This window comes from Hymenobacter actinosclerus (genome assembly GCF_900111515.1).
Classification (GTDB): Bacteria; Bacteroidota; Bacteroidia; order Cytophagales; family Hymenobacteraceae; genus Hymenobacter; species Hymenobacter actinosclerus.
Map to the genome: position 1 here is coordinate 624,126 of NZ_FOHS01000003.1, position 12,246 is coordinate 636,371.

Below are 12,246 nucleotides of genomic sequence, written 5' to 3' on the forward strand. Positions count from 1 at the left end.
CCAACAGCTAGCAGCTAATAGCTTAGAACAAGATGGGACGCAAACTGCTGACCGAACATATCAACGTTGAAGGCATCGAGACATTCGACGTGTACCGCAAGCACGGCGGCTACCGCTCGGTGGAGAAGGCCCTCAAAACCATGACCCCCGATGAGGTGGTGGAGGAAGTCAAGAAGTCGGGCCTGCGCGGCCGCGGCGGCGCGGGCTTCCCGACGGGCCTGAAGTGGAGCTTCTTGGCTAAGCCTGAGGGCGTGCCGCGCTACCTCGTCTGCAACGCCGACGAATCGGAGCCGGGCACCTTCAAGGACCGGCAGTTGATGTCGAAACTGCCCCACCTGCTGATTGAGGGCATGATTACGGGCTCGTACGCGCTGGGTGCGAACACCTCGTACATTTACATTCGGGGCGAGTTGTTGTACGTGCTGCGCATCCTCGAAAAAGCTATTGCCGAAGCCTACGCGGCCGGCTTCCTGGGCAAGAACATCCTGGGCTCGGGCTACGACCTCGACCTGTTCGTGCATCCCGGTGGCGGCGCTTACATCTGCGGCGAGGAAACTGCCCTGCTCGAAAGCCTGGAGGGCAAGCGTGGCAACCCGCGCAATAAGCCGCCATTCCCGGCTGTGCAGGGCCTGTACGCCCGCCCTACCGTAGTCAACAACGTGGAATCCATTGCCGCGGTGCCGGTGATTGTGAACGAGGGCGGCGACGAGTACGCCAAAATCGGGGTGGGTAAAAGCACCGGCACCAAGCTGTTCTCGGCCTGCGGCCACCTCAACAAGCCCGGCATCTACGAAATCGAGCTGGGCCTGCCCGTCGAGGAGTTTATCTACTCCGACGAGTACTGCGGCGGCATCTGGAAGGGCCGCGACCTGAAGGCCGTGGTAGCTGGCGGCTCCTCGGTGCCGATTCTGCCCAAGGAGCTCATCCTCAAAACTGCCGCCGGCGAAGACCGCCTGATGACCTACGAGTCGCTCTCAGACGGGGGCTTCGTAACGGGTACCATGCTCGGCTCGGGTGGCTTCATTGCCATGGACGAGACGACCAGCATCGTGCGCAACACCTGGAGCTTCGCCCGTTTCTACCACCACGAGTCGTGCGGGCAATGCTCGCCCTGCCGCGAGGGTACCGGCTGGCTCGAAAAGGTGTTGCACCGCCTCGTGCACGGCCACGGCCAGATGCACGACATCGACCTGCTGGTGAGCGTGGCCAAGCAGATTGAGGGCAACACCATCTGCCCGCTTGGCGAGGCTGCCGCCTGGCCCGTCGCCGCCGCCGTGCGCCACTTCCGCGACGAGTTTGAGTGGTACGTAACCCACCCCCAGGAGGCCACCAAGCCCGGTGCAGTGTATCCCGGTAAGCTGGTGACTGCTTAGTAATGAGGTGATGAGGTAAAACGTGATGAGGCTATGTATCTCCTCCGTCTGGCTCTCCTAACTTCATATATTTCCCAAATCGACTGACAAAAAGTAATGTCGGTGAACGGACCTCTTCCCTTTCACCTCATTACTTCATCACCTCAGATAATGGCTAAAATAACCTTCGACGGCATTGAGATAGAAGTTCCGGACGGGACGACTATTATGAATGCGGCCCGCCAGATTGGCGGCAGCATCGTGCCCCCGGCCATGTGCTACTACACCCCGCTGAAAGGCTCGGGCGGCAAGTGCCGCGCCTGCCTGGTGAAGGTGGCGGCCGGCTCGGCCAAGGACCCGCGCCCCATGCCCAAGCTGGTGGCCTCGTGCATCACGCCCGTGCAGGACGGCATGGTGGTGGAAAACACGACCAACGACAGCGTGCTCGACGTGCGCAAGGGTATCGTGGAGATGCTGCTCATCAACCACCCGCTCGACTGCCCCGTCTGCGACCAGGCCGGCGAGTGCGATTTGCAGAACTTCGCCTTCGAGCACGGCCTGAGCACGACCCGCTACGAGGAAGAACGCCGCACGTTCGAGAAAATCGACATTGGCCCGCTGATTCAGCTGCACATGACGCGCTGCATCCTGTGCTACCGCTGCGTGTACACCGCCGACCAGATTGCCCAGGGCGACCGGGTGCACGGGGTGCTGGGCCGCGGCGACGCCGCCGAAATCGGCACCTACATCGAGAACATTATCGATAACGACTTCTCCGGCAACGTCATCGACGTGTGCCCGGTGGGTGCGCTGACCGACAAAACCTGGCGCTTCAAGTCGCGGGTGTGGTTTACGAAGCCCGTAGACGCCCACCGCGACTGCCCGAAATGCTCGGGCAACGTGGTGCTCTGGTACAAGGGCAACGAGGTGCTGCGCACTACCGCCCGCAAGGACCAGTATGGCGAGGTGAAGGAGTGGATTTGCAACGAGTGCCGCTTCGAAAAGAAGGAAACATCTGACTGGACCATCGAAGGACCGGCGCACATCGACCGTTCTTCCGTAATTTCGGCCAACCACTACGAACTGCCCGTGCTCAATCAGTCGGTTATTGCCGACCTGCCTGCCAGCACCCAGCGCGAGTTGGAAAAGAACCCGCCGCTTAAATTAGGCAATTAGTTGTTGGTTGTTAGTTGTCGGTTGTCAGTCATTTGACAGCATAACCTGCACTAACAACTGACAACCAACAACTGACAACTAATCCAAATGATTGAACTACCCGCTCTCGGCTGGCAATCCATCGTCATCTTCGTCGTTTTCGCGCTTTCGCTGCTGATTGCAACCTACTGCACCTATGCGGAGCGCGTAATTGCGGCTTTTTTGCAGGACCGTGTGGGCCCCGACCGCGCCGGCCCTTACGGCCTGCTGCAGCCGCTGGCCGATGCCGTGAAGATGTTCACCAAGGAAGAGTTCTTCCCCGGCGGCGCCAACAAGGTGCTGTTCGTGGTGGGCCCCTGCCTGGCCATGATTACGGCCCTGATGTCGTCGGCGGTTATTCCGTTCGGCAACACCATGAGCTTCGGCAACAACGCCTTCTTTTTGCAGGGCATTGAGGTGAACATCGGCATGCTCTGGATTTTTGGGGTCGTGTCGCTGGGCGTTTATGGGGTGATGATTGGCGGCTGGGCCTCCAACAACAAGTTCTCGCTGCTTGGCGCCGTGCGGGCCGCTTCCCAGAACATCAGCTACGAGCTGGCCATGGGCATGTCGCTGATTGCGGTGCTCATGATTTCGGGCACGCTGAGCCTGCGCGAAATCACCTTGCAGCAGTCGGTAGCCGGCGAGTGGCAGATGTGGAACATCGTGAAGCAGCCCATCGGCTTCCTCATTTTCCTGGTTTGCGCCTTCGCCGAAACCAACCGCACCCCCTTCGATTTGCCCGAGTGCGAAACCGAGCTGGTGGGCGGCTACCACACCGAGTATTCGTCGATGAAGCTGGGCTTGTACCTGTTTTCGGAGTACGTGAACATCTTCGTGGTATCGGCCGTGATGAGCGTGCTGTACTTCGGCGGCTTCAACTTCCCCTTCCAGTACGAATTGCGCGACTGGTTCGTGAACAGCCAGGGCTGGGAGCTGAACTCGGCCCAGAACCTGATTACGCTGCTGGGCACGGTGGGCATCTTCCTGAAGATTTTTGCCTTTATCTTCTTCTTCATGTGGGTGCGCTGGACCCTGCCGCGCTTCCGCTACGACCAGCTGATGCGCCTGGGCTGGACCATTCTCATCCCGCTGGCCGTGTTCAACATCGTGCTCACCGGCGCCCTCATCCTGTTCGGGGTGATTTAACAACTCCACTCACTTTGCCGGTCTGAGCGCGCTCAGACCGGCAGAAGGACTCCATAGCATGCAACTCACCAACCGAGCCAAGGTATTAGAAAAGAAGCCGATGACGCTGGCCGAGCGGGCCTACCTGCCGGCCATCTTCCAGGGCCTGAGCATCACGATGCGCCACTTCTTCATGAAGAAGGCCACCGTGCGCTACCCCGAAGAGGTGCGGCCATTCTCGGGCTTCTTCCGGGGCCTGCACGTGCTCAAGCGCGACGAGCTGGGCCGCGAGCGGTGCACCGCCTGCGGCCTGTGCGCCGTATCGTGCCCCGCCGAAGCCATTACCATGGTGGCCGGCGAGCGGAAAAAGGGCGAAGAGGGCCTCTACCGCGAGGAGAAGTACGCCATCAGCTACGAAATCAACATGCTGCGGTGCATCTTCTGCGGCCTGTGCGAGGAAGCCTGCCCCAAAGCCGCCATCTACCTCCAGCCCGACAAAATGGCGCCGCCGCGCTACGAGCGCGACGAGTTCGTGTACGGCAAGGACCGCCTTGTCGAGCCCGTGTCGCCCGACGAGCGAAGTGTAAAGGGCATCCAGCTCACGCCCGAGCAAGCCGATAAGCTGCGGGCGCGCATTGTATAGTTGTTCGTTTTTAGTTGTCAGTTGCTAGCCCTAACGGACTACTCTTGACTGCTAAATCATCACTAACAACTGCCAACCAAAAACTGACAACCACCAATGCATCCCTTATTCCTCTTCCTTTCGTTCGTGGCGCTGCTGAGCGCGCTGGGCGTGGTTTTCGCCAAGAACCCGGTGCACAGCGTGCTGTTCCTGATTCTGACATTCTTCTCGCTCTCGGGCCACTACCTGCTGCTGAATGCGCAGTTTCTGGCGGCCGTCAACATCATCGTGTACGCCGGCGCTATTATGGTGCTGTTCCTGTTCGTGATTATGTTCCTGAACCTGAACGTGGATACGGAACCCCACAAGCCGGCCCTGGCCAGGATTGCCGCCGCCGTGGCTGGCGGCTCGCTGCTGCTCATTCTGGTGGCTGCCCTCAAGGATATCGTGCCCACCGGCGTTGCCACTGGCACGCCCTTCAACTCGCAAATCGGCATGGTCGACCAACTCGGCCTCAAGCTCTACACCGACTTCCTGCTGCCCTTTGAGCTGGCCTCGGTGCTGTTCCTGATAGCGATGGTAGGCGCCGTGATGCTCGGCAAGCGCGAAACCGGCGAACGAAACTTCTAGCGTTTCTCTGCTGAGTTCAGCAAATAAAAAACGCGGCGGCTGATTCTTCAGCCGCCGCGTTTTTTATGTCTAACAAGTAAGAAAGTACGATGCATACTATAACCACCGATTTGGGCCGAATCAGTTTTCACGACTCATCTATCGAGAATACAAGTCGCAATTCTAATGAACTGACATTACACTTCGACTGGGCTAAGATTCAGGACTACGAGAAAGATTTCTACCCTATAGACATAGTTGTTGGCGAGTGCTACCTACTTCTGTCTGGAGTAACATCCGAGGTATTCCTAAAACACCAAGATACGCTTGGTCCGGGCCAAGCCGTAGGCCCGCCACAACTGCACGTTCCCACAGATGTTGAAACAGCCTTCAGCCTGATAAGCCTCAATAAGTTCAGTACAACTTACTCTGGCCAAATACTATCATTGGGTGGTGTATATGAAGGTATAGAGGGCGTATATTGGCTGGAGCAAATAATTCACTTTCAGACCGGTTACTTCTATTGGAACAATCATGTTACAGTTGCGGAGTGGCGGCAAGGCACCATCCCAGAATAAAGGCAGCAGCGGCACCTGATTTCTCAGATGCCGCTGCTGCCTTTATTCTGGCTCAACTGACAATGACCAGCCGCCCCTACTCGAAGTGGTAGAGGAAGGTGATAACGCCGGTATAGGCGGGCTTCTTGTTGCCTTCGATTTCCATTTTCACGCCGATGTTGGCCTTGGCAATGCCGCGCAGGTCCTTTACGGCCAGCAGCGTGGCGTGCAGGCGCACGGGTGTGTTCACGAGCACGGCCTGGTTGAAGCGGAATTCACTGATTTCGTAGTTCACCTGCATCTTCAGGTTTTCTACCTGCACCAGCTGGTTCCAGAAGTAGGGCAAGAGCGACAGCGTGAGGTAGCCGTGGGCAATGGTGCCGCCGAACGGCGACTCGGCCGCGGCCCGCTCGGGGTCGGTGTGAATCCACTGGAAGTCGAGGGTGGCGGCGGCGAACTGGTTGATTTGCTCCTGGGTGATGGTGTGCCAGGGCGTGATGCCCAGCTCCTGGCCCTCGTGCTGCTGAAGCTCGGCCAGGCTGCCAATGGTAATGCTCATAGGAAAAGGTAAACGGGGAAGAGAGGCCCGAAGATACAGTTTCGGGCCCGAAGCGCCAGTGCCTCCGGCTCCCCGGCGCGGGCCGGCGCCCCGCAGCACGGCTGTTACGCCGGCGCTTCGGGGCGGCTCGTTGCGGCCGCACCGCATAACAAAGAGTAACACGGCCCAAAGAACCCGCCTAAACAGTGGCCTTTTCCGATTTTCAGGATACCTTTGCCCTCCATTGCCCCGGTTGGCTCGCCGCCGGGGCCTTTGCTTGCCGTTAGCCCCTCCGCATGGACCAGAACATACCGCAGGTTATCCAGACGGTTCCCCTCCAGTACTACGTCTTCTTCGCCACCGCCCTCTTCAGCATCGGCGTGCTGGGCGTGCTTACCCGGCGCAACGCCATCATCATCTTCATGAGTGTCGAGCTGATGCTCAACGCCGTGAACGTGCTGCTGACGGCCTTTTCGGCCTTCCGCGCCGACCCCAACGGGCAGGTGTTCGTGTTCTTCATCATGGCCGTGGCCGCTGCCGAAGTGGCTGTGGGCCTGGCCATCATCGTGATGATTTACCGCAACATCCAGAGCACCGACGTAAATCTTTTGAGTCGCCTTAAGTTCTAGTCCCACCCCAACCCCTCCCCTGCGGGGGAGGGGCTTTAACTTTTAGCTTCTAGAATAACTAGAAAACTAGAAATTAAAGCTCCTCCCCCGCAGGGGAGGGGTTGGGGTGGGGCTCAGCCACCACACCATGCAAGAAACCGTTCTACCCGCCGCCGGCGCCCCGTACCCGACGCTGCTGTACGTGCTGATTCCGCTGCTGCCGTTTCTGGGCTTCCTGCTTAACGGCCTGCTCAACCGCCGGCTCTCGGCTACGGTGGCGGGCCTGATTGGCTCGGCCGCCGTGCTGGGCTCGTTCGCCATTTCGGTGTTTCTGTTCCTGAATTTTCAGTACCAGTACACCGTGCCGCTGTTCGACTGGATTTCGGTGGGCACCATGCAGATTCCGTTCAGCTACCAGATTGACCAGCTGAGCTTGATTATGCTGCTGCTGGTTACGGGCGTGGGCTTCCTGATTCACGTGTACAGCATCGGCTACATGGCTCACGACGAGAACGTGGGCAAGTTTTTCAGCTTCCTGAACCTGTTCGTGTTTTCGATGCTGGTGCTGGTGCTCGGCTCCAACTTCCTGATTCTGTTCATCGGCTGGGAAGGCGTGGGGCTGTGCTCCTACCTGCTCATCGGCTTCTGGAACAAGAACACCGCCTACAACAACGCCGCCAAAAAGGCCTTCATCATCAACCGCGTCGGCGACCTGGGCTTTCTGCTCGGCATCTTCCTGATATACCTCACCTTCAACTCGGTGCAGTTCGGCGAGGTGTTCCAGAAGGCCGCCCTGGGCCAGTTCGGCACCTACGGGCCGGGCGTGGTTACCGTCATTACGCTGCTGCTGTTCGTGGGCGCCACCGGCAAGTCGGCGCAGCTGCCGCTCTACACTTGGCTGCCTGATGCCATGGCCGGTCCCACCCCCGTTTCGGCCCTGATTCACGCCGCCACGATGGTTACGGCGGGCATCTACATGATTCTCCGGGCCAACGTGCTCTTCACCCTGGCCCCCGATACGCTCGAAGTTATTGCCATTATCGGCGCGGCTACGGCGTTGTTTGCGGCCACCATCGGACTGGCGCAGAACGACATCAAGAAGGTGCTGGCCTACTCCACCGTCTCGCAGCTGGGCTATATGTTTCTGGCGCTGGGCGTGCTGGGCTACAGCACTTCGCTGTTCCACGTGCTCACCCACGCCTTCTTCAAGGCTCTGATGTTCCTGGGCGCGGGCTCCGTGATTCATGCCATGAGCAACGAGCAGGACATGCGCCGCATGGGCGGCTTGCGCAAGACCCTGCCCATCACGTTCATCACCTTTCTGGTGGGCTGCCTGGCCATTGCCGGCATCCCGCCCTTCGCGGGCTTCTTCTCCAAGGATGAAATCCTGCTCCACGCCTTTCAGCATAGCAAAGTGCTCTACGGCGTGGGCTTGTTCACGGCGTTCCTGACGGCCTTCTACATGTTCCGGCTGCTGTTTCTCACGTTCTTCGGCGAGTTCCGGGGCACCGAGCAGCAGCGCCAGCACCTGCACGAGTCGCCCGCCTCTATGACGCTGCCGCTCATCGTGCTGGCCATCCTGGCGGCCGTGGGGGGCTTTATGAACGCGCCCTTCTTCCTGGGCGAGGACAACGCCTACCTCTCCAACTACCTCGCGCCGCTGTTCACCTACTCGCAGAAGATTAACCCGGCCGCTTTCGAGTTGGCCGTTGACCACGGCACCGAACTAATGCTCATCGGCCTCTCGGTGGGTGCGGGTGTGCTGGGCATCGTCTTCGCCTACGTGATGTACGTGAGCCGCGGCGTGCGCCCGGCCGAGGAAGATGCGCCCCGCGGCTTCCTCGACAACCTGGTGTACCACAAGTACTACATCGACGAGTTGTACAACGCCTTGCTGGTGCGCCCCGTCATGTGGCTCTCGCGCGGCCTCTACCGCTTCGTCGAAAACGGCGTCATCGACCCCATCGTCAACGGTTTCGGCCGCGTAACGCTCGGCGGCGGGCAGCTGCTCCGCGCCGTGCAAACCGGCTCCGTAGAAGTCTACCTCCTGCTGATGGTCGTAGCCATCGTGCTGGTCATGGCGCTGAACTTCGGGAAGTTTTAGATTATGTATTCCCTTAACAAACTATCATTTGCGGCATTTTTCATCCTACTCATTTCTTCTTGTTCTAATAAGGAAAAATATATTGGAGCGTGGAAAAAGGATAATATTATTGGCTCAGATAGCAAGATGACAATAGTTGAAGGGGATGATAATTATATAATTAACTACCCTGGAATGAATCTTATGCCTGCTTTTTTTGACGAGAAGTGTAATTGCTTATTGGTAGAATCACAGACCGAAAGAAACATGCATATTATGTATATAAGAAATGAAGACAAGTTATTAGTTACTCCAATGGGTACAACATTTATCCGAATAAAATAGGCAGACCTTTCGCCTTTGACATTCTTTAGGGAAACTCTCATTTACTGATGCTGACTGTCCTTCTTCTACTCTGGCCCGTAACGGCTGCCCTGCTGCTGCACTTCTTCAAGGGGAAGTCGGCGCGGGTGGCGGCGCTGGGCGCGGCCCTTCTCGAATTTGCGCTGGCCCTGTACGCCGCCGGCCTCTCCGGTGCCAACCTGACCCAAGGCGGCGACATCAGTCCCAAGTTCGAGGCCAACTACAGCTGGATTCCCTCGGCCGGCATCAGCTTCCACGTGGGCATGGATGGGCTCAGTTTGCTGCTGGTGCTGCTCACCACGCTGCTGGTGCCCATCATTCTGCTCAGCGCCTTCCGCCGCAATTTTGAGAACGAGTCGGTGTTTTACGCGCTGGTGCTGTTCATGCAGACCGGCCTGATTGGCGTGTTCACGGCCCAGGATGCCTTCCTGTTCTACTTTATGTGGGAGGTGGCCCTGATTCCGATTTACTTCCTGGCCGGCGTGTGGGGCGGGGTCGAGCGGGCGCGCATCACCTTCAAGTTTTTCCTCTACACCATCATCGGCTCGCTGTTTATGCTGGCCGGCTTCGTGTACCTGTACTTCCAGACCGGCCCCACGGTCGATGGCCTGTCGGCCCACAACGCCTCGCTCAGCGCCTTCTACAACCTCAACCTGCCCGCCGAAACCCAGCTGTGGGTGTTCTGGCTGATTTTCGCGGCCTTCGCCGTGAAGATGCCCCTCTTCCCCTTCCACACCTGGCAGCCCGATACCTACACCGATGCCCCCGCCCCGGCTACCATGCTGCTGGCCGGCATCATGCTGAAAATGGGCATCTACGGCTGCATGCGCTGGCTGCTGCCCGTCGTGCCCCTGGGGGTAGATTACTGGCAGAACCTGATTCTGATTCTGGCCGTCATCGGCATCATCTACGGGGCCATCATCGCCATCCGCCAGCCCGACATGAAGCGGCTCATCGCCTTCTCCTCGCTCTCGCACGTGGGTTTGATGATTGCCGGCGTGTTCTCGCTCACCCAGCTCGGCCTCCAGGGTGCCAGCATCCAGATGCTGGCCCACGGCATCAACGTAGTCGGCTTGTTCTTCATTGCCGACGCCATTGAGCGCCGCACCGGCACCCGTAATATTGCTGATTTGGGGGGGCTTACCCGCCAGGCCCCGGTGCTCACGGTGTGCTTTCTGGTGCTGCTGCTGGGTACGGTGGCGCTGCCGCTCACCAACGGTTTCGTGGGCGAGTTTCTGCTGCTGGCCGGCGTCTACCAGCACAACGCCTGGCTGGGCGCGGTGGCCGGCCTCACCATCATTCTGAGCGCCGTGTACCTGCTCCGCATGTTCCAGCGCGTCATGCTCGGCCCCGATTCGGCCCACTCGGCCACCTTCACCGACCTGAGCGGGGCCGAGCTGGCCGTGCTCGTGCCGCTCATCGTGCTCGTGTTCTGGATTGGCGTGTTCCCTAATATGTTCCTGCACCTGTCGGAAGGCAGCGTGCTGGGGATTCTGGGGGAAGTGGTGAAACGCTGACCCCACCCCAACCCCTCCCCTCCGGGGGAGGGGCTCTAGTTTTTAGTTTTCTAGCTTATAGTATCGGTTTGCCGGTTGAGAGCTTAAAACCCGTAGCTTCAAAAAAGAGCCCCGTTCGCCTTCGTCTGGCTCCCCCTCCCCACCGGGGAGGGGGCCGGGGGGTGGGGTCCCGATGATATGAATTCAATCATTCTGCTTTCTGCTTTGGGCCTGGGCAACCTGTTTCTGGGTTTCCGCCGCTCCAACCGGCTGCTGCTGCCCGTGATGATGCTCATCCTGGGCCTGGTGCTGACGGTGAACTTCCTCGACTGGAACCAGGGCCCGCAGTCGTTTTTCAGCGGCATGCTCACCATCGACAACTTCTCGGTGGCCTTCACCGGCATCGTGCTCCTGACGGCGCTGGTGCTCGTGCCCTTCTCGCAGAAGTACGTGCTCGACGAGGAGGCTAACCTGGCCGAGTACTACTCGCTGCTGCTGTTTTCGATGGTGGGCGCCATCATGCTGGTGAGCTACAACCACCTGCTGATGCTGTTTCTGGGCATTGAAATCCTGAGCGTGGCCATGTACGTGCTGGCGGGGTCCGACAAGCGCAACGTGCGCTCGAACGAGGCGGCCCTGAAGTACTTCCTGATGGGTGCTTTCTTCACCGGCATCCTGCTCTTCGGCATGGCCCTGGTGTACGGCGCCACCGGCACCTTCGAGCTGAGCAGCATCAGCTTCGCGGCCCAGAACCCCGTTAATGCCACCCTGCGGCCCATGCTCTACATCGGCATGCTGCTGATGCTGCTGGGCATGGCCTTCAAAGTCGGTGCCGCGCCGTTCCACTTCTGGACGCCCGACGTGTACGAGGGCACGCCGACGTTCTTCACGGCCTTCATGAGCACTGTCGTGAAGGTGGCCGGTTTTGCCGCCTGGCTGAAGCTGCTGGTGCAGGCCTTCCCGGCTGCTTCGGCCCAGGGCGTGTGGCTGCCTACGCTCACGGCTATGTGCGTACTCACGCTGCTGGTGGGCAACGTGGGCGCCGTGGCCCAGACCAGCGTCAAGCGCATGCTGGCCTACTCCAGCATCTCGCACGCCGGCTACCTGCTGGTGGCCCTGGTGGCCTTCAATGGCGCGCTCGAAGGTCCTACGGCTAATGGCATTATGTTCTACTTATTGGCCTACTCGGTGGCCACGGTAACCGCTTTTGCGGTGCTGAAGCTGGTAGCCGATGCCCGCCACCGCGAGGATTACGCCGGCTTCAACGGCCTGGCCAAAACCAATCCGCTGCTGGCCTTCTGCCTTACGATTTCCATGCTGAGCCTGGCCGGCATTCCGCTCACGGGCGGCTTCTTCGGCAAGTTCTTCGTGTTCATGGCCGCCGTCGAAAACGGCTACATCGGCCTCGTAGTCTTCGCCGTCGTTATGTCGATGGTGAGCATCTACTACTACCTGCGCCCCATCATCGCGATGTACATGCGCGACGCCGACGAAGAAACTGCCGTGCCCGTGCCGGTGACCACCTTCCAGTCGGGCGCGCTGCTGGTGCTGGCGCTGCTGACGGTGCTGCTGGGCGTGCTGCCGGGCCTGCTGGCCGGGGTACTGTAGCACGAGGTATCACGTTGGTTTTGAAGCGCCCCTGCCAGTTGGTAGGGGCGTTTCGCTTTACGGCTGTAGAGACGCATATTTGCGTCTC

The 12,246-nt window shown here is 59.3% G+C and carries 11 protein-coding genes; 10 read left to right on the forward strand and 1 reads right to left on the reverse strand.

What is annotated here, in order from left to right; translation table 11 throughout:
• The first annotated feature begins 32 nt into the window (after positions 1–32).
• From nuoF to BMY67_RS14275, 5 genes are all read left to right on the forward strand, one after another.
• Entirely contained in the window at positions 33–1,373 is a 1,341-nt protein-coding gene (gene nuoF / locus BMY67_RS14255) for an NADH-quinone oxidoreductase subunit NuoF (protein WP_092772714.1), read from the forward strand.
• 150 nt (positions 1,374–1,523) lie between these two features.
• The gene (locus BMY67_RS14260) at positions 1,524–2,528 is read left to right on the forward strand and encodes an NADH-quinone oxidoreductase subunit G (RefSeq protein WP_092772716.1); all 1,005 of its coding nucleotides are present in this window, start codon (positions 1,524–1,526) and stop codon (positions 2,526–2,528) included.
• 87 nt (positions 2,529–2,615) lie between these two features.
• Positions 2,616–3,695, forward strand: coding sequence for an NADH-quinone oxidoreductase subunit NuoH (gene nuoH / locus BMY67_RS14265; protein ID WP_092772718.1), 1,080 nt, complete (start codon positions 2,616–2,618; stop codon positions 3,693–3,695).
• A gap of 58 nt (positions 3,696–3,753) precedes the next feature.
• Complete coding sequence (locus BMY67_RS14270) at positions 3,754–4,317, forward strand: NuoI/complex I 23 kDa subunit family protein (protein ID WP_092772720.1); 564 nt, start codon at positions 3,754–3,756, stop codon at positions 4,315–4,317.
• Positions 4,318–4,413: 96 nt separating this feature from the next.
• Positions 4,414–4,926, forward strand: coding sequence for an NADH-quinone oxidoreductase subunit J family protein (locus BMY67_RS14275; RefSeq protein WP_092772721.1), 513 nt, complete (start codon positions 4,414–4,416; stop codon positions 4,924–4,926).
• 633 nt (positions 4,927–5,559) lie between these two features.
• Here the strand turns inward: BMY67_RS14275 and BMY67_RS14285 are convergent.
• Positions 5,560–6,021 carry a MaoC family dehydratase gene (locus tag BMY67_RS14285; RefSeq protein WP_092772725.1) on the reverse strand — a complete coding sequence of 154 codons (462 nt, stop codon included), beginning with the start codon at positions 6,019–6,021 and terminating at the stop codon, positions 5,560–5,562.
• Positions 6,022–6,296: 275 nt separating this feature from the next.
• On the opposite strand from BMY67_RS14285, the gene nuoK reads away from it, so the two are divergent.
• From nuoK to BMY67_RS14305, 5 genes are all read left to right on the forward strand, one after another.
• Positions 6,297–6,629 (forward strand): NADH-quinone oxidoreductase subunit NuoK, encoded by a 333-nt coding sequence (gene nuoK, locus BMY67_RS14290; protein WP_092772727.1) that lies wholly within the window; start codon positions 6,297–6,299, stop codon positions 6,627–6,629.
• A 127-nt stretch (positions 6,630–6,756) separates the two neighbouring features.
• Positions 6,757–8,712 (forward strand): NADH-quinone oxidoreductase subunit L, encoded by a 1,956-nt coding sequence (gene nuoL, locus BMY67_RS14295; protein WP_092772729.1) that lies wholly within the window; start codon positions 6,757–6,759, stop codon positions 8,710–8,712.
• Positions 8,713–8,715: 3 nt separating this feature from the next.
• Entirely contained in the window at positions 8,716–9,036 is a 321-nt protein-coding gene (locus tag BMY67_RS19040) for a hypothetical protein (RefSeq protein ID WP_143069838.1), read from the forward strand.
• Positions 9,037–9,083: 47 nt separating this feature from the next.
• Positions 9,084–10,571: a complex I subunit 4 family protein gene (locus tag BMY67_RS14300; RefSeq protein WP_092772731.1), complete on the forward strand. Its 1,488-nt coding sequence runs from the start codon at positions 9,084–9,086 to the stop codon at positions 10,569–10,571.
• A gap of 177 nt (positions 10,572–10,748) precedes the next feature.
• Positions 10,749–12,158 carry an NADH-quinone oxidoreductase subunit N gene (locus BMY67_RS14305; RefSeq protein ID WP_092772733.1) on the forward strand — a complete coding sequence of 470 codons (1,410 nt, stop codon included), beginning with the start codon at positions 10,749–10,751 and terminating at the stop codon, positions 12,156–12,158.
• The last annotated feature ends 88 nt before the right edge of the window (positions 12,159–12,246 follow it).

What these genes read in the sequence shown, in the direction of transcription:
- nuoF (WP_092772714.1), top strand. Translation starts at nt 33, where the DNA reads ATGGGACGCAAACTGCTGACCGAACATATCAACGTTGAAGGCATCGAG.
- BMY67_RS14260 (WP_092772716.1), top strand. Translation starts at nt 1,524, where the DNA reads ATGGCTAAAATAACCTTCGACGGCATTGAGATAGAAGTTCCGGACGGG.
- nuoH (WP_092772718.1), top strand. Translation starts at nt 2,616, where the DNA reads ATGATTGAACTACCCGCTCTCGGCTGGCAATCCATCGTCATCTTCGTC.
- BMY67_RS14270 (WP_092772720.1), top strand. Translation starts at nt 3,754, where the DNA reads ATGCAACTCACCAACCGAGCCAAGGTATTAGAAAAGAAGCCGATGACG.
- BMY67_RS14275 (WP_092772721.1), top strand. Translation starts at nt 4,414, where the DNA reads ATGCATCCCTTATTCCTCTTCCTTTCGTTCGTGGCGCTGCTGAGCGCG.
- BMY67_RS14285 (WP_092772725.1), bottom strand. Translation starts at nt 6,021, where the DNA reads ATGAGCATTACCATTGGCAGCCTGGCCGAGCTTCAGCAGCACGAGGGC.
- nuoK (WP_092772727.1), top strand. Translation starts at nt 6,297, where the DNA reads ATGGACCAGAACATACCGCAGGTTATCCAGACGGTTCCCCTCCAGTAC.
- nuoL (WP_092772729.1), top strand. Translation starts at nt 6,757, where the DNA reads ATGCAAGAAACCGTTCTACCCGCCGCCGGCGCCCCGTACCCGACGCTG.
- BMY67_RS19040 (WP_143069838.1), top strand. Translation starts at nt 8,716, where the DNA reads ATGTATTCCCTTAACAAACTATCATTTGCGGCATTTTTCATCCTACTC.
- BMY67_RS14300 (WP_092772731.1), top strand. Translation starts at nt 9,084, where the DNA reads ATGCTGACTGTCCTTCTTCTACTCTGGCCCGTAACGGCTGCCCTGCTG.
- BMY67_RS14305 (WP_092772733.1), top strand. Translation starts at nt 10,749, where the DNA reads ATGAATTCAATCATTCTGCTTTCTGCTTTGGGCCTGGGCAACCTGTTT.